Here is an 18,258-nt window from a genome sequence, read left to right as displayed (position 1 = left end):
ACTAGTTGGCAAGGGCCGTGTCTGTGAGTTGTGCAAACTCGCGGGCACGGTCCTTTTCCGTCAGGGCAGAATTGTTCCTGGTGATGGTGATGCGCTTATCGGCCACGAGCGTGTGGAGGGCTGCGCTCACGGCATCGTCGTCAAGCATGGCGAAGTAAGGCAGCTGGTCGGTGAAGAAGACGTAGTTGTCGCGCAGACGTGCGGTGAAGAGGACCGCGAGGATGCGGGCCTCTGGTGAGTCGGCGGGATAAGGGCAGCGTTGGGAGAAGTCGTCGGGAAGTTGTGCGGCCATCGGGAGGAAGCCGAATTGCCGCGGCAGGATTGCGCAGGTAGCGGTGATGGCGGACAGAACTAGGGTCACTATGCAGGCGATCGGTGTAGAGGAGATTCGTTCGGCGACAGCCGCAATAATCCATGCGCCGGGGAAAATCAGCAGCACGCTTACGCTGGAGGTCCAAGAGATGTCGTTTGGTGACTCACGCATCGGCTCGGCGAAATAGGACGGCCGAGTTTCTTTGGTGGGTGTTTTTGCCTGGCGCACGAAAAGAGTGGCGCCGATGAGAGCCAGTAAAAGCGCTATCATGATCCACCAGCCAATGGAGCCGATGATATGTGCGTTAAGCAGCGCGAGCAGTGTAATCACTGCGGTGATGACGCCAATCACCGTCCCCAGCCGCACGGGATTATTGATAAATTTTGTCGTGCGTTGAGTCGCGTCTGGGTAAGACCCTGAAGAGTGTTGGTATCGGCTGCATTCAGTCATACTTCTTAAGTTTAGTAGCGGTGGAACTATAGATTGTTGAGAGTCGTGTGGCTAGTGTTATGACTATGAGCATTGTAAAAATTAACGCTATTACCGTTCCTGAGGGTGCGGGAGAAGAGCTCGAACGTCGCTTTTCCGCTAACTCTTCGAAAATGACCGATGTCCCGGGGTTTATTGGTTTCCAGCTGCTGCGTCCAACCGCAGGGGAGAGCCGCTACTTCGTCTTCACTGAGTGGGAGAGCGAGGAGGCCTACCAGGGGTGGCGTGAGGGCCGTGCCTTCAAGGCATCGCATGAGGGCGAAAAGCGCAAGCCGGTGTCGTCGTCGGCTGATTTGCTCGAATTCGATGTAGTCCTGGATGTGAAGGCGTAAGCATTACGCAATGTAGTGTTCGGCTGAGGTTAGAGCGTCGCGCGGTGGTGTGCGGCGCTTTTCTTCGCACATTAATATCGAACGTACGTGCTATTTAAGGTAGTGTTTAATCCGCTTGTTGGGAAAGAATATTCGAGCAGGGTTCGTGGTGAGCATGGCAGTGAGTCGACAGAGGGTCGACAGCGGGATGACAACGAAATGAGGTGGAACAAGAAGTGACAACGGCGGTCAATATTGCTGCGGGGCAGTCTAGGGAGCAGACTATTGCGGCATTGCGGCAGGCGATGGCAGCCCAGTCTGGTGGGACTGTAACTGGTGCAACCTTTGGGCTCGGTGAGGCGCTGCCGGTGCCGGTGGCGTTGGAAAATACGTTGGCGGGAGCAGTGCGAAAAGGGGCTGTCAGTGTCATTGAACAGCCCGGTGCGGTATTAGCAGGCCTAATCGCGGAAGTTACGAAGACAGGTCATGTTGCGCTAGTTGGGCTCTCCGAGCAGGGGTTGCTCTCCGTGGTGGAGTTGGGCGGGAAGCTATCGAACATTGTCTGTGTGCCAGATCCTGGAATGCAGCCACTTGAAGTAATTGGGCTGCTGGCGGACGGCGTTGACTTGGTGGTGGCTTCGTTGGCACCCACTCCGCCGCCGTCGCAGGCACGTCCGCTGCAGGCACGACTGCGCACGAGTGGTTGTGCTCTGGTTTTTGTCGGGCAGCAGTGGCCGGGCGCTGAGTCGGAAATTTCCAGCTCTGTTGCTGGTGTTTCCGGGATTGGTACTGGGTATGGCCGGATTCGGGCAGTGGATTACCACGTCAGTGTGTCGGGGACGCGGTTTCCGCGGAGGCAGTGCCGTTGGCGGGTGGGGGAACAGGTGGAACAGAACAATGTGGTCGCCTTTCCCGCACAGAGGAGGTCCTAATGGCAGCGGCGGAATCGAACCGTGTGGTGGCGCTATGGCTTCCTGATTGGCCAGTGCAGGCAGCGCATCTAGCATCTGTGACGTCGCAGGCTAATCCGCTCAGTCCAGTTGCAATTGTGGGTGATAGCGGAGTCGCTGCTTGTTCTCCAAGTGCACGCCGTGCAGGGGTACGGCGCGGGCAAAGTCGTCGTCATGCGGAAGCGTTGTGCCCGGAACTGGAGGTTGTCGAGGAAAGTGCGGTGCGCGACGCTGCGGAATTCGAGTCCGTGCTGCAACGGTTGGAGGCGGTGGCAGCTGGTGTCGAAGCTCTACGGCCAGGCTTGGCGGTTGTGGCAGCGCGAGGGGTAATGCGTTATTACGGCGGACAGGATGTGGCCTTGGAAAAGCTGCTTGATGCCGCTGCAGTACCGGGTGTGGACTGCAGCTTGGGGCTCGCGGACGATATTGTGACAGCTATTTTGGCAGCGCGCCGGGGAGTGCTGGTAGCTCCCGGGGAGGATGAAGGCAAAAGATTTCGGCAGGGAATCTCTCTGGTGGAGCTTAGGGCGGAAAGTGCACTGGAGATGCCCGCAGAGCTTGCGAAGTCGTGGCAGGAACTCGGTCTGCGCACATTGGGAGATGTCGCTGCGTTGCCGAAGCGGGATATAGCCAACAGGTTTGGGGTGCAGGGGGCTAGATGGCATGATTTGGCCTGTCGTGGGGAAGTGCGGTTGGTAGCGCCGCGATCTTTGCCACCAGGATTGGCTGCGAGCTACCAGTCTTGGGAGAGTCCACTCCGGAGAGTGGACGAGGCCTCATTCGTGGCGCGTTTTCTAGCTGGGCAACTGCATGAACAGCTTTTTAACCATGGGTATTCGTGCTACCGCTTAGCGGTGGTGGCGCAGTTTAGTGACGGCTCAGAGGTGCGCAGAGTATGGCGCTGCACTGAGCCACTGGCAGAACAGACTACGGCTGACAGAGTTCGGTGGCAGCTCGATGGCTGGCTGAATAACAGGAATCGGCAGCAGCCACGAGGGAACAGCGACACTGGTGCTGGAGTTGTTGGCTGCGCTGAGGAAAATGACGGAGATGATAGCCGCGGAATCGTAGAGCTGCAGTTAGAGCCACTGGATGTGGTCGCCGCCGGGACTGTAAAGCAGGATTTGTGGCACGGTAGTGATGATGCGCGAGCTAAAGCGCGCCGGGCTGCAGAGCGTGTGCAGGGGTTACTGGGGCCAGAGGCAGTACAGCAACCAATCATGCAAGGCGGGCGTGGCCCAGGCGAAAGAGTGGGATTTGTCGCTTTCGGAGAAAACCCCAAAAACACAAAAACCGCGGAAATTAATCAGCCATGGCCGGGAGCTGTTCTTGCCCCCAATCCGGCAATTATTCCCGCGACTGCGAATGCAGAGGTGGAAGTGCTCGACGCCGATGGGCACACCGTGGGCGTAACTGGGCGAGCGACCATGACGGCGGAACCGTCCCTGGTGCGACATGGAGTAACAACGTATCGCGTGTCATCGTGGGCTGGGCCCTGGCCGATTGATGAGCGCTGGTGGGTACCCGATGAGGCTCGCCGAGCGGCAAGAATACAAATCCGTGCGGTAGCGAATGACGGTACCATCGCCGCCTGGTTGCTCATAGGGCATGCCGGCGCATGGAGAATCGAGGGTGCTTACGCGTAGAGACGCAGTGGAGGAGGAGTGCGTCGGTGTGCAAACCGATTACTTCGATTGGAAGTCAATAACCAGGCGGTTTGGATTGCTCAACGAGAAAACCTTGAACGGGGTCTTATCTCCCTTGAGCCCGACGACATACTGAGTCTGCCCCTCGAAGGTTCCGGCACCGACGACTTCCTTAATAACGGAAGTCGATGTCGGCTTGACCGAGTCAGAGGGGAAGTCCTCCATCTGGAAATCAAAGGGGTAGCCCATGCCCCGCAAGTCGATTACCAGCTTGGCTGTACCGTCGACAGAAATCGGCTTGCCGGAGCCCTGCTGGGTTGGGACATCCTCGTAACGGACGAAGTATCCCGGTGTGCCCTCGCCGGTGAGTTCAAAGACAATGCGGTCATAACCGTCGTGGGAACCGACGCGGACATCTTGAATACCCAAGTAAGCGCCATCGGAAGGAGCAGCTTCTGCAGAGGAGCTATTGAAATCGCCCGCCGGAGCAGCATCGTCATCCATGGTGGTCTGCGCCGCCGCAGACGAGCTAGTGGAGCTGCTAGAGCTGCTCGACAAATCGGAGGTGCCAGCGGTTGAGTCAGTTTTCATAGACAGTGCAGCAGCCGAGTCTGAGGAGGAGTCAGAGGAGCAGGCACCGAGAGCTAGACCCAATGCGAGGCACAGGGATGCCGCGATACGGGTACGAGTGCGCGAAGCATCCAGCGATTTCGTATTCATACGTCCGACGGTATGTGCGCGGTTGCGGAATTTCAACAAGTTGAACTGCAAAAGTCGAGGTCAAAGTTATTTGTTGTCAAAGTGTTGCACAATAGTAATAAAACAGGGGTGAACGCTGCGACCTAAGACCCAATCGCAGAGGTACTCAATTACGCTTAGGCGTATGAGCCAGGCCAAATTTGATACCACCTGTTCCGCTCAGATGGCTGAGCCGCTTCCCGGTACTGCAAAAGCCGGAAAGCTCTTTATTGCGTTGGAGCACCAACTCGGTTGGTCGCACGATATTTTTGACGGCGGGGTATGGGGAGCAGAGATCACCGGTCAGGTAGAAGCCTGGTTATCTGAGCGCGGTGGCGCGTTGCAGCTAATTCGCAAACCAGGCCGAATCGGCCAGCAGCCGTGTGATGGCGTTAACGTCTATATCGCGCATTGCGAGTCAGCGGATGGCTCTGAGGTTTTCCTCGAACATCGCATGGTTGCCGATGTTGAAGACCTGATGACTCTGGATATCCGGCTTGGACAGTCCACCGAGGGGGCCACTCGTCTAGACCATCCACTGTTTCTCATCTGTACGCACGGTAAGCGCGATCGTTGCTGTGCGGTTAAAGGTCGCCCGCTCGCTGCGGCGATGCACAACCTCTACCCAGAGGTCGTGTGGGAAACTTCCCACTCTAAGGGGCACCGCTTTGCGCCGGCTAGCGTACTGCTGCCATGGAATTACAGCTTTGGACGTCTGAGTGCGGTGGACGCCAAGGGGGTTATCGAAGACGCTCAGCGGGGCATCGTGCATGCAGGGGGCTGCCGCGGCCGTGGTATCTACACCCCGCAGGGGCAGGCAGCCGAGTTGGCTGCGCGTCGTCAAGCAGATGCGTGGGGCGTAGACGACGTCGCACGCGTTGACGTCGACGGTACGACTGCAGTCGTCGCGCTTTACGACGGCCCCAGCGACCGCGACAAGGTCGTGGAATACGAAGTGGCCCTGGAGAAAATCACCACAGAAGGTGTTGTGTCTTCCTGCGGTGATGCTCCAGGGCCAAAGAAGGGCTGGGCTGCGGTCGAAGTAACCCGCCGCTAGCTAGCGGCTAGCTAATGTGTGCGGCTACCTGCGCATAATCTTCTTGGAGAGCCAGTTGCCGAAAATCTGCGCCAACTGGACGATGAAGATGATGACCAGGGTTGTCACCAGAGTGACGTTCCAGTCGAATGCCTGGTAGCCGTAGGTGATTGCGAAGTTGCCCAGTCCGCCGCCGCCGATGTAGCCGGCCATAGCCGACATGTCGACCACGGCGATGAATGCGAAGGTGTAGCCAAGTACCAGTGGGCCCAGTGCCTCCGGCACGACGACCGTGCGGATGATGCGCCACGGACTTGCGCCCATCGCACGGGCGGCCTCAATCACGCCGGGGTCGATGGACATCAAGTTCTGCTCCACCAGTCGCGCGATGGCGAATGTGGCGGCAATCGACATGACGAACACCGCGGCTTCAGTGCCGATCGTGGTGCCGACCACGTTCTTTGTCAGTGGGCCAATGGCCGTAACCAAGATGATGAACGGGATTGGGCGGACAAAGTTAATCAGGACATTGAGGACCTGGTAGACAAACTTGTTGCGCAACACGCCACCGTCGCGGGTGGTGTAGAGCAGCACGCCGATTGCCAGACCTGCGACACCACCAATCAGCATGGCGACACAGACCATGTAGAGCGTCTGGCCGAATGCCTCGCCCAGCATTGGGCCGAGGCTATCCCAGTTGGTGTCCTTGCCACTCACCGATGGCAGAGAGTTTAAGAGACCGATCATGATGCAAGCTCCTCTACCTGTGTCAGTTCGGAAATGGCAGCAATGGCGGCATCGAAATCAGAGGAATCCGAGGCGGAATCACCTGTCAGCGGAGTCAACCGCAAAGTAAGGCGACCGTAGGACTTCGCTTGCACATTGGCGACTGCACCGTGTGCCACCGAGGCGGCGACACCGTGGGCACTAGTGGCCTGTGCTAGAGCACCGAGGTCAACACCGTCATTGATAGTGATGGTGATCAGGCGAGCCGCTGCGCTCTCGGCAGACTGATTCACCGAATCGCGTTCACGACCAATCGGAACATCGCGCAGCGCGGTGGTGGCGAAGCGGCGGCCAACCTCAGTCTTGGGATTGGCAAAGACCCCGTGGACCGTACCAGTTTCGACGATGTGCCCATTTTCCATGATGGCCATGCGGTCAGCGATACCGCGTACAACCGACATGTCATGGGTAATCAGCACGATAGTGACACCCATTTCGCGATTGATGCGACGCAGCAGATCCAGGACACCAGAAGTAGTTTCCGGGTCGAGTGCCGAGGTGGCTTCGTCGGCAAGCAGGAGCGTCGGTTCGGTGGCGAGCGCACGGGCGATGCCGACACGCTGCTTCTGTCCACCCGAGAGCTGCTCTGGGAAGGACTCCGCCTTGTCGCCGAGACCGACGAACTCCAACAGCTCCTGGGCGCGAGCGCGGCGCTTGGCCTTCGGCATACCGGCCAGTTCCAGCGGATATTCAACGTTGCGAATCGCGTTGCGCGAATGGAAGAGGTTGAAGTGCTGGAAGATCATGCCGATATTGCGGCGCAGGCCCCGTAGCTGGCGCTCGGAGATGCCGACGATGTCGGTGTCGTCCAGCAAAACCTGCCCTGATGTTGGCTTTTCCAGGCCGTTAATCATACGGATGAGCGTTGATTTACCGGCGCCGGAATAACCGATGACGCCGAGGATTTCGCCGGGTTCAACGGTCAGGTTGATGTCGGCGAGCGCGGTGACGTCGCCGAATTGCTTGTTCAGCTCGCGGAATTCGAGCTTCGTTCCCTTGTTGGTCACGAATGAATCAGTGCCCCTTGGTCTGTGTTCCCTGGTGGTGGGCGGTGCTTAAGCGGCAGTGGCCTTAGTTCTGCTCGCGCTGCTGCTTTTCGACGCGGTCCAAAATGTCCTGCAGCTCCTTAGCCGAACGGTCAACCGGAACCGAGGTGCCCTTGGAGTCCTCTGCGACTGCGTCCTGGACCTCCTTGGAGTGCCAGATCTTGGAGAGCTCCGCGTACTTCGGGTCGTCAGCATTTTCAGCCTTGGTGACAAAGACGTTGATGTACGGCTCTGCCTCCGTGGAGTTCGGGTCATCCTGGAAGATGGCGGTGTTCGGGTCGATACCGGCGCGGTCCAGGAAGGAGTTATTAATAATGGCAGGCTTACCCTCGCCGTAAGCGGCCGGGGTCTGAGCAGCATCCACTGGCAGGACCGTGACTGTGGAAGCTTCCTTATCGATGTCGGCCGGGGACGGAGTCAGCAGGTCATCCTGCTTCAGCTTTAGCAGGCCAGCCTGAGCCAGCACGTTAATAGCGCGCCCCTGGTTGGAAGGGTCGTTCGGGATAACGACCTCGGTGCCCTTCTTCAGCTCATCAACTGACTTGTGGTCCTTCCAGAACAGAGCCAGCGGGACAATCTCGCTCGAGCCAATCGGCGTCAGGTCCGACTTAGCGCCGACGTTGTACTCAGCCAGGAACTTGATGTGCTGGAAGAGGTTGACATCGAGCTGGCCCTCATCGAGTGCGCGGTTCGGAGTCTGGTAGTCGGAGAAGTTCTGAACATCCAGATCAATGCCCTGTTCAGAAGCCTTCTGCTCGAAAACGGTCCAGGCCTTCTTGCCGGCATCCGTGGTGCCGATACGAATGGCGTCATCCGAGCCGCCACAGGCAGTAAGGCCGGTTGCGGCGAACGCGACAGTAAGTACACCGGCGGAAAAACGCTTGAGGTTCATCGAGGGGTCTCCTTATTTAATGGGATTTGTTAGCTGAAGTTTTAAGGCAGAACTAGACCAAGCTGTCTTTAATTCTGGGGTTAAGGCTAGCACTTGCCCAGGTGGTGCTGAAAATTCAACTTCAGCCTAAACAGTCGAACGTGGCTGAGATGTGACTTACGGATGCGTCCCGGGGGTGACGTTTAATGCAGATGGCAGTCGAAAATACGTTTGAATTCAGTCCGCGGTGTGGGTTAATGTTCGTGGCATGGAAAACATCTCGGACGGGCAGTCGGAGCGGTCCGGTCGACCACTGAGTTGGTCGCGGATTGAGCGTATTCTATCGGGTAAATTTTCAGGAAAACTACAGCCTAATGGTAGCTTCAACGGCTGGCGGGGGCAGCTGTCAGATTCCATCGTTGGGGCTTTTGAAGCTCCGGAAAGCGGCGCTGGTGGCAGAGGTGGCATGTCATTTACGCCTGCGGATATTAAGGCGGAATTGCACTGTCGTTCGAGTTATTCCTTCCTGCATGGCGCATCGGATCCGGAAGAATTGGTGTCCGAGGCTGTGCGTTTGGGGTTAAACGTGTTGGGGCTGACAGATCGCGATGGTTTCTATGGAATCGCTCGTTTTGCCGAGGCTGCAGCGGAGGCTGGTATTGCCACAATTATCGGCGCGGAGCTGGGGCTTCCGCAGCGGCCCCTCACGGTGCTGGGGCGGGGTCCCGAGGGCTATCGGCGCCTGAGTCACGCGCTGTGTGATGCGCATATGTCTGCGGGGGAGAAGTCCGTCGTCCGCTATCCTCCACTGCCAAAGTTGGGGGAGGCCGCAGGTGGTTTCTGGCAGGTGCTTGCCGACGTTAACTGGCTCGGCGACCTGGAAGAACTTATTGCGGCCTTCGGTGCGGAGAATGTGGCACTCGAACACCGCGTGAGCCCCACCGCGCAGGCGGCCGATGACGCGGAAGCTATTTCAGCCGCAGCTGTGAAGTATGGCCTGCGGGAGGTGGTTTCCTCTGCTGCGACGTCGGCTTCGCCTGCGACAAGCCGGTTGGCGGGGGCTAAACAGGCTCTTGCTGTGAGAGAGGACTTAGACGGGTTCGAGTCACGACTGGAGCCGGCAGGCGGAGCTTGGTTGCGTTCGTGGGAGGAGCTAGCGGCGGCAACACGGTATCTGGGGGCGCAGGTGCTGCAGTCAACACAGGACATTGCAGGTGAGTGTGCTTTTACGCTTGACCTCATTGCGCCTGAGTTGCCTCGCTGGGAAGTGCCAGAGGGCCACGATGAGGACTCCTGGCTGCGGGAAATTACCCGTGCGGGGGCACGGCGGCGGTATGGTCCGGTCGATGGAGCTGGGGACGGCTCCGTGCAAGCGCGGGCGTGGGCGCAGTTAGAACATGAGCTGACTGTGATTCGAGAGCTGGGCTTTCCGGGCTACTTCCTCATCGTGCACGACATCTGTGAGTTCTGTCGCCGGGCGGGAATTCTGGCGCAGGGGCGCGGTTCGGCCGCTAACTCGGTGGTGTGTTTTGCGCTGGGGATCACCAATGTTGACCCCATTAGCGCCGGGCTGTTGTTCGAGAGGTTTTTGTCGCCAGAACGGGATGGTCCGCCGGATATCGATGTAGACATCGAGTCTGGTCGTAGGGAAGAGGTTATCCAATACGTCTATGAAAAGTATGGTCGTGACAATGCTGCGCAGGTGGCCAATGTCATTACCTACCGGCGGCGCGGCGCATTGCGCGATGCGGCGCGGGTGTTGCGATACTCGCCGGGCGTTATCGATGCGTGGGGCAGAGACCGAGAAGCGTGTCCGCCGGAGCCGGTGCGGAAACTGGCAGAGCAGCTTCGTGGGCAGCCTCGTCATTTAGGCATTCACTCTGGCGGAATGGTGATTTGTGATCGGCCGATTGCGGATGTCGTGCCAGTGGAATGGGCACGCATGGAGGGGCGCTCAGTAGTGCAGTGGGATAAGGATGACTGTGCGGCAGCGGGACTGGTGAAGTTCGACCTGCTTGGCCTCGGAATGCTGGAGGCCATCCACCATTGCATTGACTTGGTCTATGAACAGCACGGGCGCCGAGTGAACCTGTGGGAAATAGATGTCGCTGAACCGGAGGTTTACGAGATGTTGGCACGCGCGGACGCGGTGGGCGTGTTTCAGGTGGAATCGCGCGCGCAGCTGGCCACCTTGCCCCGACTGAAGCCGAGGGAGTTCTTTGATCTGGTGGTGGAGGTGGCACTCATTCGCCCAGGCCCCATTCAAGGCGGTAGCGTGCACCCCTACATTCGCCGCCGAAATGGACTCGAACCGGTGACCTATGAGCATCCGGTGTTGGAGAAGTCTCTCGGGAAGACACTGGGCATTCCGCTATTTCAAGAGCAGCTGATGCAAATGGCCGTCGATGCGGCGGGTTTCAGCGGGGCGGAAGCGGACTCGCTGCGCCGCGCTATGGGGTCGAAGCGCTCAGTGGCCAAAATGGAAGCGCTCCATGCCCGTTTTCTGGCTGGGCTGGAGCGCACCAGTGGCATTGATGCGGATATTGGGGAACAACTGTGGAACAAGATAGTGGCCTTTGCCGCCTACGGTTTCCCTGAATCACACGCGCAGTCGTTTGCCTCCTTGGTGTATTTCTCGGCCTGGTTTAAGTACCACTATCCGGCGGAGTTCTGTGTAGCGTTGCTCCGTGCTCAGCCCATGGGGTTTTACTCTCCGCAGTCGTTGATTGCCGATGCCCGCCGGCGCGGTATCGGCTGCGATGGTCCGGATATCGCAGTTTCAGGCGTGGAAGCCAGCGTCATCGATGGTCGTATTCGTTTGGGGCTCGGTGCCATTGCCGGTGTGGGCAATGGCGTGGCGGAACGTATCGTCGCAGCGCGGCCATTTGTCAACGCAGCAGATGTCGCCCGCAGAGCTCGGCTGGGTGTTGGGCACATGGAAGCACTGGCGCGCGCAGGAGCACTTGGGTCGCTGGGGATTGACCGTCGTCAAGCACTGTGGGCGGCGGGCGTGGCGGCGACGGAAAGTGAGGGCATGCTGCCGGGGCTCACGCTTGCTGACGCACCGGCGTTGCCCGGCATGACGGAGTTTGAGCTGGCAGCTGCCGATTTGATGGCAACGGGAGTGACCCCGGGGCAGTACCCGGTAGCTGCGTTGCGGGCAGACCTGCAGGAACGTGGAGTGGTGCCTGCGGCGGAACTGAAAGCAGTGCCCGATGGAACACGAGTAGAAGTGGCGGGAGTCGTGACACATAGGCAACGTCCAGGGACAGCTGGCGGAGTGACATTTTTGGGAATGGAGGACGAAACTGGGCTGGTGAATGTGCTGTGTACACCGGGGCTGTGGAATCGTTTTCGGCCGGTAGCGGTGAATTCGCGGGCGATGGTGGTGCGCGGTATCGCGCAGACAGCCTCTGGTGCGGTGACAATCGTGGCCGATCGTCTGGTGGATATGTCCGAGGCTCTGGGGCGGCCGGTGGTGGCAGGTCGAAGTAGAGATTTTCGCTGACTATTAGAATGGATTGTTATGCGCCAGACCTATGAATCCTCGTTAGCACCGGATGGGAGTGCAATCGCCTTTATTGTCCGCGATAGCGGCTACCCGCGTGCGGTACAGCAGGAGATTACTCCGGAGGGGCTAGGGGAGGAGCGCCCCGTGAAACTGCCGGTGGAAGGCCCGGTTACCAGAGTGCTGCACTCCCCGGATGGAAAGTGGATTGCCTGCGAGGTCTCTCCGTACGGTACGGAGCGACTGCAGACCTGGCTGGTATCCACCGATCCGGAGGTCGATGGTGCCCGCCCCCTGCGCATGGATGCGGATATGCGCGCCACACTGGTGGAATGGGATAACAATCTCCTGGCGATGAACGCGGTCGATGCCCAGGGCATTAACTATGCACGTTTGGTCAACCCGACAAACTCAAAGTATGAGGTCATTGATAGACGCACCGACAGCCAGCTGGTAGCGGCTGAAAGTGGGTTTGGCCTCGTGCGGGTGGGTCCGCGAGGCCACCGGGAGCTACTACTAGTCGGGCCGGGGCAGCAGTGGCAGCCGCTGTTGCCATCCGATCCTGGCTCCACCACGGATGCCGGTGTCTTATTGGCGCATACGGGGCAGGAGAAGCTGACCGCATTCGTGCTCTCAGATCATGGCGCGGAACAGCGTCGCATCCTGCGCCTGGGTATTACTCCCGATAGTGGTATCAGCACCACGGAGCCGCGTACAGCGGAATCGACCGCAGCGGAGATTTTGGATATGAAGATCGGCATCGAAGTCGATGTCGAGGAGTTCATTGGCAATCCGGATCAAGACGTCGAAGAATTCGTCATTAGTGAGGATTCCTCCACTGCGGCTGTGCTGTGGAATAGCGGTGGGGTCAGCACGCTCGAGGTGCTAACCCTTGGCTTTCACCCGCAGACTGACGACATGCGGGTGATGGTGCGCCGCAACGTGGAATTGCCGGGCATGGTTGCGCGCGAGCTGTCAATCTCCGGAGACGGTGAGCTGATCTCCCTGACAGTAGAAGGGCCAGGCCTTGCGCCAACGGTGGAGATTCTGCGCAATATCGGTGGTGTCATTGAGCCATTGGATATGGAACGCACCGAACGGATTTTGGCTCTGGAAGAGAAGAATCTGGAGACCATGCCGGCCCCAGAACTGGTCTACTTTGTTTCCCGCGATGGGCTGGAACTCTCTGGCTGGCTCTACCTTCCAGAGTCGGTGCGCAATAGTTCTAATGACGTTTCCGAAAACGCACTACCGCCGGCTTTCATCCATATCCACGGCGGCCCAGAACTGCAGGCGAAACCCATTCACCACGATGTTCTAGCCAGCATTGTGGAGGCGGGCTTCGTGGTGTTCACACCTAATGTGCGCGGTTCCTCGGGGTCCGGTAGGTCATTCGAGCACGCGGGCGACCGCTATGGACGCTTTGCCGCTATTGCGGATATCGCAGCGGCGCGTGCCTTCCTCGTTGATGCCGGGTTGGCGGACCCAGAACGCATTGCCCTGGGTGGGCGATCCTACGGTGGCTTCATGTCGCTGTTGGCCTCGGCGTGGTACCCGGATCAGTTTGCTGCCATCGTCGATGCCTGCGGAATGACAAGTTTTGAAACCTACTACCAATCCACAGAACCCTGGTTGGCGCAGGCCGCGTTCCCTCGATACGGCTACCCGTACCAGGATGCTGAGCTTCTGCGCGATATCTCGCCACTGCACCGTGCGGAGGAAATGAAGGCTCCAACCCTATTCATCCACGGCGAGTGGGATACCAACGTGCCTCCGCGAGAGTCCGGTCAGATGCGCAACGCCATGGATGCCTATGGTGTGCCCACTGATTTTCTGGTGGTTGAGGGAGAGGGCCATAAGTTCTCGAAGCCGAGGAGCCGAGCGCTCATCGGTGAGACCATCATCGCGTTTTTCGCCGAGTACGGCGTGTGTGATGCGGTGCCCAGCGCGTCAACGGCAGTAGAAACTAACAACGATCAGTAATAGAAGCAGCGGAAAAGAACTGACAGAAGAAATGAATAGCGCCACGACCGAGCCGACGAACGCCGAGCCAACCAACTCCACAGACTGGATTAAGAGCCACACCTGCCACGTGCTTTTTGACCGGCCTGTCATCCCGCCGAACACCGGAAACGCTATCCGCATGTGTGCGGGATCTGGAGCTATGTTGCATCTGGCCAAGCCACTGGGGTTCAACTTCGATGACAAGAATCTGCGTCGCGCCGGGCTGGATTACCATGACCTGGCCGATGTGCGTATTCACGATTCCATCGATCAAGCGTTGGAGACCTTTGCCAGCCAAGGGTGCCGCATCTTTGCCTTTACCGCACACGCTGACACTTGGCACACAGACATTGAGTACACGAACACCGATGTACTGCTCTTTGGCCCGGAGCCAACCGGGTTGGAACAGTCAGTGCTCGATGATTCGCGAATTACGCAATTGATCCGAATTCCCATGTTGCCCGCTCGTCGCAGCATGAATCTTTCCAACGCCGCTGCAGTGGCTGCTTATGAAGTCTGGCGTCAACAGGGCTTTATGGGCGGTAAATAGGGTCAAAGGCGAGGGCGGTTACAGGGCGTTTCTGGGCATTATTCGCTCCTGTGCCTAAGATAAATGCCATGGCAGCGACAAAGCTTGATGGCAAACTCTACCGAGACGAAATCTTTGAAGACCTGGAAAAGCGCGTTGAGCGTTTGAAGGAAGCCGGCTACACCCCGGGGTTGGCCACCGTGTTGGTTGGTGATGATCCAGGCAGCCACTCTTACGTCAAGATGAAGCATCGCGACTGTGAGCAGATTGGTATCGCCTCTATCCGCCGTGATCTCTCAGCTGACACCACGCAGGAAGAACTCGAGGCAGTAATCACCGAGCTGAACGAAAGCCCGGAGTGCACAGGCTACATTGTTCAGTTGCCACTGCCGAAGCACCTGGATGAAAACCGTATTCTGGGCCTCATCGATCCGGAGAAGGACGCCGATGGGCTCCACCCGGTAAACCTGGGCAAGCTGGTTCTCAACGAGCCAGCGCCACTGCCGTGTACCCCAAACGGCTGTATCCACCTGCTGCGACGCTTCGGCGTCGAGCTCAATGGAGCCAAGGTTGTTGTTATCGGCCGCGGTGTCACCGTCGGTCGCCCAATCGGGCTGATGCTCACTCGCCGCAGCGAGAACTCCACCGTGACGCTGTGCCACACCGGCACCAAGGATTTGGCCGCTGAAACCCGTCAGGCTGACGTCATCATCGCAGCCGCTGGTGTCGCTCATATGCTTACGGCAGACATGGTCAAGCCTGGCGCTGCTGTACTCGACGTGGGAGTTTCGCGTGTCGACGGCAAGCTGGCCGGTGACGTTGCTGATGACGTCTGGGACATTGCCGGTTACGTATCCCCGAACCCAGGTGGTGTCGGCCCACTGACTCGCGCTTTCCTCGTACGCAATGTCGTCGAGCGCGCTGAAAAGCTCGCTGGCCTGGCCTAGTCAGCCGGGAGGAAGAAGTCATGTCGAAAAGGGAAATTGCGCAGCGTGCCCGGCGGGAAGATCTGCCGGATCCAATGCTGAACCCGCATAGCCCGAAGACCCCGCCGCCGGGGGCATCGTGGCCAATGTGGGTGCAGTATACGATTTACGGCGCGCTCTTTTTCGGCATGTCCGCCTTCGTCGTGTTCCTGGGGCTGGAGCGTTGGCGACGCGCCACATTCATGCTGGGAAGCACAATGGTGCTGCTCGGTGTGGCTAGGCAGTACCTGCCGGACAGTATTTTAGGTGTGTTCTCTGTACGATCCCGGACCTTTGACCTATGGTTTTGCTCCATAATCGGGATGGGGATCGTATTCCTCGCAGTCAGCGTGGATGCGCTGGGAAGCTAGCTGACATCGCGAGAGAGGAAATTACGCACAATCGAATCCACTCGCTCGAACTCCGTCAAGAATCCGTCGTGACCCACGGCGGATTCAATCTTTTCTAGCCCCATGCAGTTGCCCAGATTGCGGGCGAGGTGCTCCTGCTGGTGGAAGGGGTAGAGAATATCCGTGTCCACACCGGCAATCATGGTCGGAACGGTTGACGAGTGCAGCGCCTCGTTGAGGCCACCGCGATCACGGCCAATATTGTGCCGATTCAAGGTATCGGTGAGCACGACATACGACCCGGCATCGAAACGCTGAGCCAGCTTCTTCGCCTGATGATCCAAGTAGCTTTCTACCTGGAATCGGTCTTCCGTGCGCATCGCGCCCAGCGGATTCTCACCGGGCTGCGCTGCCGCACCAAAGCGGTCATCCATCTCCAGCTCGCCACGGTACGTCAAATGCGCGACCCTGCGTGCAAACCCCAGACCTCGGGTCGGGGTCACACCGCGGTCGTAGTAGTCGCCGCCATGCCAATCGGGATCGGACTCAATGAATTGAATCTGCGCAGACTGAATACCAATCTGCCAAGCAGACGCACGTGCGCCGACACACATCACCAATGCCTTGCCGACGAAATCCGGGTGCATCAGTGACCACTCAAGCGCGCGGGCCCCACCCAAGGAGCCACCAATGACAGCTTGGAGGCGGGAAATTCCCAGTTCTTGCAGCGCAAGGTGCTCCACTGTCACCGTGTCGCGCACGGAGATGGCGGGGAAGCGAGAGCCCCAGGGCTTGCCGTCGTCCGGATGTGGACTGGAGGGGCCAGTTGTACCGCGACAGCCGCCGATGACGTTGGTGCAGATGATGCAGTACTCGTCGGTATCCAGTGCGCGGGCAGAGCCAATCATCCCGTTCCACCAACCCGCAGTCGGGTGGTACTCATCCGAGGGACCGGAAGCGTGGGCGTCGCCGGTTAGAGCGTGCTCGAGGAGGATGACATTCGAGCAGTCGTCGTTAAGCCGGCCCCAGCGTTCGAACTCGACGGTGACGTCGGGGATGACCGCGCCGGCCTCGGTGGTGACATCGCCGATAAAGACACGCCCCGGCTCGCCCTCGGGTGGGAGGGCGGCCGGGGTAGATGGGGAAAAGCTCATGCCTTATAGACTACTTAGTCCGTCATATGTCTGTGTACAAACGGTCTACGCGAGTGCTGCGAAGCCGCCCTCGAGGTCAGCGATGATGTCATCGATGTTCTCGATACCGACGGAGAGACGCACGGTGGCCTGGGAAATGCCGGCGCGAGTCAGACCCTCCTCATCGGACTGGGAGTGAGTGGTGGTGGCCGGGTGGACAACCAATGAGCGGACATCACCGATGTTGGCGACGTTGGAGTGCAGCTTCAGAGCGTCAATGAACTTCCAAGCCTTGGCGGTGTCGGCATCCTTCAAGTCGAAGGAGAGCACGCCGCTGGCGCCGGAGAGACCCAGCTTGGTCAGGGTTTCGTGCCACGGGGAGCTCGGCAGGCCAGCGTAGTTGACCTTGGCGACCAGCGGGTGGTTCTCGAGGAACTCAGCGACAGCCTTGGCGTTTTCATTGTGGCGCTCGATGCGCAGAGACAAGGTGTCGAGGCCCTGAGCCAGAACCCACGCGTTGAACGGAGCCGGAGTAGCACCAGTGTCGCGGAGAATGCCAGCGCGGGCGCGCAGTGCGAAGGCTGGGGCGCCCAGGTCGGCGAACTTCAGGCCGTGGTAAGCCTCGTCGGCCTCGGTGAAGTTCGGGAAGATAGAGCGGCCGTTGCGGGTCTGAGTCCAGTCGAACTTGCCACCATCGACGATGACACCGCCGAGGGAGGAACCGTTACCGGTCAGGAACTTGGTGGTGGAAGAAACCACGATGTCAGCACCGTGCTCGAGCGGGCGCAGCAGGGCAGGGGTCGGAACCGTGTTGTCGACAATCAGCGGAACGTTGTTGCGGTGTGCAACCTCTGCGATAACCGGGATGTCCAGGATGTCGATCTGCGGGTTGGCGATGGATTCACCGTAGAAACCGACGGTGTTGTCCTGAACTGCTGCCTGCCAGGACTCCGGGTCATCCGGGTTCTCGACGAAAGTGCAGTCGATGCCAAGGCGCGGCAGGGTGACCTTGAACAGGGTCTCAGTACCACCGTAGAGGCGCGGCGAAACGACGAAGTGGTCGCCCGCACGAGCCAGAGTGAGAACAGCAGCGGTCTCAGCTGCCTGGCCGGAGGCGAACAGTACGGCTGCGACGCCACCCTCAAGGCTGGCGATGCGCTGCTCGACGGCATCCACAGTCGGGTTGGTCAGGCGGGAGTAAATCGGGCCTGCATCCGAGAGGTTGAAGCGGTTGGCAGCGTGCTCAGCGGAATCGAAGACGTAGGAGGAGGTGTTGTAAATCGGCAGGTTACGCGCGGAGGTCTGTGCGTCCGGAGCGAAGCCGGCGTGAATAGCGCGAGTGGACAGGCCCCAGTTGGCGGCGTTGCTGTTGTCGTACTTGGTGGTCATTTCAGATACTTCCTTGCGGTTTTTGAGGTTGTTCAAAACGTTGCTTACAAACAATAGTGAACCAAGCTGTCTATTGCAAAGTTTTGGAAAAACCCAAGGTAAGAGGGTGTGTGCATCTGTGTCGAGAGTGCGATAGCCCGCTTAGTACGGATTGGTTTGATTAGTCGTGGGGTGTGATTAGTTGTGGGGGGGGG

Annotated in this window: 16 protein-coding genes; 9 read left to right on the top strand and 7 right to left on the bottom strand. The window is 58.9% G+C overall.

Annotation, left to right across the window (positions count from 1 at the left end; translation table 11 throughout):
• Position 1: 1 nt before the first annotated feature.
• Complete coding sequence (locus HMPREF3011_RS08515) at positions 2-763, bottom strand: hypothetical protein (RefSeq protein WP_222867128.1); 762 nt, start codon at positions 761-763, stop codon at positions 2-4.
• A gap of 65 nt (positions 764-828) precedes the next feature.
• Between HMPREF3011_RS08515 and HMPREF3011_RS08510 the strand changes: the two genes are divergently transcribed.
• The 3 genes from HMPREF3011_RS08510 to HMPREF3011_RS08500 all read left to right on the top strand — a co-directional run bounded on the left by HMPREF3011_RS08510 (position 829) and on the right by HMPREF3011_RS08500 (position 3,709).
• Complete coding sequence (locus tag HMPREF3011_RS08510) at positions 829-1,134, top strand: antibiotic biosynthesis monooxygenase family protein (RefSeq protein ID WP_038629377.1); 306 nt, start codon at positions 829-831, stop codon at positions 1,132-1,134.
• A gap of 215 nt (positions 1,135-1,349) precedes the next feature.
• The gene (locus HMPREF3011_RS08505; protein WP_038629380.1) at positions 1,350-2,045 is read left to right on the top strand and encodes a hypothetical protein; all 696 of its coding nucleotides are present in this window, start codon (positions 1,350-1,352) and stop codon (positions 2,043-2,045) included.
• A complete protein-coding gene (locus tag HMPREF3011_RS08500) occupies positions 2,045-3,709 on the top strand; it encodes a Y-family DNA polymerase (RefSeq protein ID WP_038627756.1) in 1,665 nt (554 codons plus the stop codon). The genes HMPREF3011_RS08505 and HMPREF3011_RS08500 overlap by 1 nt, the downstream gene beginning before the upstream one ends.
• A gap of 39 nt (positions 3,710-3,748) precedes the next feature.
• Here the strand turns inward: HMPREF3011_RS08500 and HMPREF3011_RS08495 are convergent, their stop codons facing one another.
• Positions 3,749-4,429 (bottom strand): AMIN-like domain-containing (lipo)protein, encoded by a 681-nt coding sequence (locus HMPREF3011_RS08495; RefSeq protein WP_038627758.1) that lies wholly within the window; start codon positions 4,427-4,429, stop codon positions 3,749-3,751.
• Between the two features lie 163 nt (positions 4,430-4,592).
• Between HMPREF3011_RS08495 and HMPREF3011_RS08490 the strand changes: the two genes are divergently transcribed.
• The gene (locus HMPREF3011_RS08490) at positions 4,593-5,504 is read left to right on the top strand and encodes a sucrase ferredoxin (protein WP_070841379.1); all 912 of its coding nucleotides are present in this window, start codon (positions 4,593-4,595) and stop codon (positions 5,502-5,504) included.
• 24 nt (positions 5,505-5,528) lie between these two features.
• Here the strand turns inward: HMPREF3011_RS08490 and HMPREF3011_RS08485 are convergent, their stop codons facing one another.
• The 3 genes from HMPREF3011_RS08485 to HMPREF3011_RS08475 form a co-directional block, all read right to left on the bottom strand.
• Positions 5,529-6,161 carry a methionine ABC transporter permease gene (locus tag HMPREF3011_RS08485; protein ID WP_224433327.1) on the bottom strand — a complete coding sequence of 211 codons (633 nt, stop codon included), beginning with the start codon at positions 6,159-6,161 and terminating at the stop codon, positions 5,529-5,531.
• 65 nt (positions 6,162-6,226) lie between these two features.
• Positions 6,227-7,276: a methionine ABC transporter ATP-binding protein gene (locus tag HMPREF3011_RS08480; protein ID WP_038627760.1), complete on the bottom strand. Its 1,050-nt coding sequence runs from the start codon at positions 7,274-7,276 to the stop codon at positions 6,227-6,229.
• 64 nt (positions 7,277-7,340) lie between these two features.
• A complete protein-coding gene (locus tag HMPREF3011_RS08475) occupies positions 7,341-8,207 on the bottom strand; it encodes a MetQ/NlpA family ABC transporter substrate-binding protein (protein WP_038627762.1) in 867 nt (288 codons plus the stop codon).
• Between the two features lie 247 nt (positions 8,208-8,454).
• On the opposite strand from HMPREF3011_RS08475, the gene HMPREF3011_RS08470 reads away from it, so the two are divergent.
• The 5 genes from HMPREF3011_RS08470 (at position 8,455) to HMPREF3011_RS08450 (ending at position 15,563) form a co-directional block, all read left to right on the top strand.
• Positions 8,455-11,694: an error-prone DNA polymerase gene (locus tag HMPREF3011_RS08470; RefSeq protein ID WP_038629391.1), complete on the top strand. Its 3,240-nt coding sequence runs from the start codon at positions 8,455-8,457 to the stop codon at positions 11,692-11,694.
• 18 nt (positions 11,695-11,712) lie between these two features.
• A complete protein-coding gene (locus HMPREF3011_RS08465; protein ID WP_038627764.1) occupies positions 11,713-13,677 on the top strand; it encodes an alpha/beta hydrolase family protein in 1,965 nt (654 codons plus the stop codon).
• 31 nt (positions 13,678-13,708) lie between these two features.
• Positions 13,709-14,248 (top strand): tRNA (cytidine(34)-2'-O)-methyltransferase, encoded by a 540-nt coding sequence (locus HMPREF3011_RS08460; RefSeq protein WP_038627766.1) that lies wholly within the window; start codon positions 13,709-13,711, stop codon positions 14,246-14,248.
• A gap of 68 nt (positions 14,249-14,316) precedes the next feature.
• Entirely contained in the window at positions 14,317-15,174 is an 858-nt protein-coding gene (locus tag HMPREF3011_RS08455) for a bifunctional methylenetetrahydrofolate dehydrogenase/methenyltetrahydrofolate cyclohydrolase (protein WP_038627768.1), read from the top strand.
• A 20-nt stretch (positions 15,175-15,194) separates the two neighbouring features.
• Positions 15,195-15,563, top strand: coding sequence for a DUF3017 domain-containing protein (locus tag HMPREF3011_RS08450; protein WP_038627769.1), 369 nt, complete (start codon positions 15,195-15,197; stop codon positions 15,561-15,563).
• Here the strand turns inward: HMPREF3011_RS08450 and HMPREF3011_RS08445 are convergent.
• The gene (locus HMPREF3011_RS08445; RefSeq protein WP_038627771.1) at positions 15,560-16,696 is read right to left on the bottom strand and encodes a homoserine O-acetyltransferase MetX; all 1,137 of its coding nucleotides are present in this window, start codon (positions 16,694-16,696) and stop codon (positions 15,560-15,562) included. The two genes, HMPREF3011_RS08450 and HMPREF3011_RS08445, sit on opposite strands and share 4 nt — an antisense overlap.
• Before the next feature lie 45 nt (positions 16,697-16,741).
• Positions 16,742-18,064, bottom strand: coding sequence for an O-acetylhomoserine/O-acetylserine sulfhydrylase (locus tag HMPREF3011_RS08440; protein WP_038629393.1), 1,323 nt, complete (start codon positions 18,062-18,064; stop codon positions 16,742-16,744).
• Positions 18,065-18,258 lie beyond the last annotated feature (194 nt).

It is taken from the genome of Corynebacterium sp. HMSC074C04 (genome assembly GCF_001838295.1).
GTDB classification, from domain to species: domain Bacteria; phylum Actinomycetota; class Actinomycetes; order Mycobacteriales; family Mycobacteriaceae; genus Corynebacterium; species Corynebacterium amycolatum.
This window is presented reverse-complemented; position numbering and strand designations above follow the sequence as displayed.

Excerpts from the sequence above, each read along its gene's own strand:
- HMPREF3011_RS08455 (WP_038627768.1), top strand. The coding sequence starts at position 14,317 with ATGGCAGCGACAAAGCTTGATGGCAAACTCTACCGAGACGAAATCTTT.
- HMPREF3011_RS08440 (WP_038629393.1), bottom strand. The coding sequence starts at position 18,064 with ATGACCACCAAGTACGACAACAGCAACGCCGCCAACTGGGGCCTGTCC.
- HMPREF3011_RS08485 (WP_224433327.1), bottom strand. The coding sequence starts at position 6,161 with ATGCTGGGCGAGGCATTCGGCCAGACGCTCTACATGGTCTGTGTCGCC.
- HMPREF3011_RS08500 (WP_038627756.1), top strand. The coding sequence starts at position 2,045 with ATGGCAGCGGCGGAATCGAACCGTGTGGTGGCGCTATGGCTTCCTGAT.
- HMPREF3011_RS08450 (WP_038627769.1), top strand. The coding sequence starts at position 15,195 with ATGTCGAAAAGGGAAATTGCGCAGCGTGCCCGGCGGGAAGATCTGCCG.
- HMPREF3011_RS08515 (WP_222867128.1), bottom strand. The coding sequence starts at position 763 with ATGACTGAATGCAGCCGATACCAACACTCTTCAGGGTCTTACCCAGAC.
- HMPREF3011_RS08490 (WP_070841379.1), top strand. The coding sequence starts at position 4,593 with ATGAGCCAGGCCAAATTTGATACCACCTGTTCCGCTCAGATGGCTGAG.
- HMPREF3011_RS08445 (WP_038627771.1), bottom strand. The coding sequence starts at position 16,696 with ATGAGCTTTTCCCCATCTACCCCGGCCGCCCTCCCACCCGAGGGCGAG.
- HMPREF3011_RS08475 (WP_038627762.1), bottom strand. The coding sequence starts at position 8,207 with ATGAACCTCAAGCGTTTTTCCGCCGGTGTACTTACTGTCGCGTTCGCC.
- HMPREF3011_RS08510 (WP_038629377.1), top strand. The coding sequence starts at position 829 with ATGAGCATTGTAAAAATTAACGCTATTACCGTTCCTGAGGGTGCGGGA.
- HMPREF3011_RS08460 (WP_038627766.1), top strand. The coding sequence starts at position 13,709 with ATGAATAGCGCCACGACCGAGCCGACGAACGCCGAGCCAACCAACTCC.
- HMPREF3011_RS08495 (WP_038627758.1), bottom strand. The coding sequence starts at position 4,429 with ATGAATACGAAATCGCTGGATGCTTCGCGCACTCGTACCCGTATCGCG.
- HMPREF3011_RS08470 (WP_038629391.1), top strand. The coding sequence starts at position 8,455 with ATGGAAAACATCTCGGACGGGCAGTCGGAGCGGTCCGGTCGACCACTG.
- HMPREF3011_RS08465 (WP_038627764.1), top strand. The coding sequence starts at position 11,713 with ATGCGCCAGACCTATGAATCCTCGTTAGCACCGGATGGGAGTGCAATC.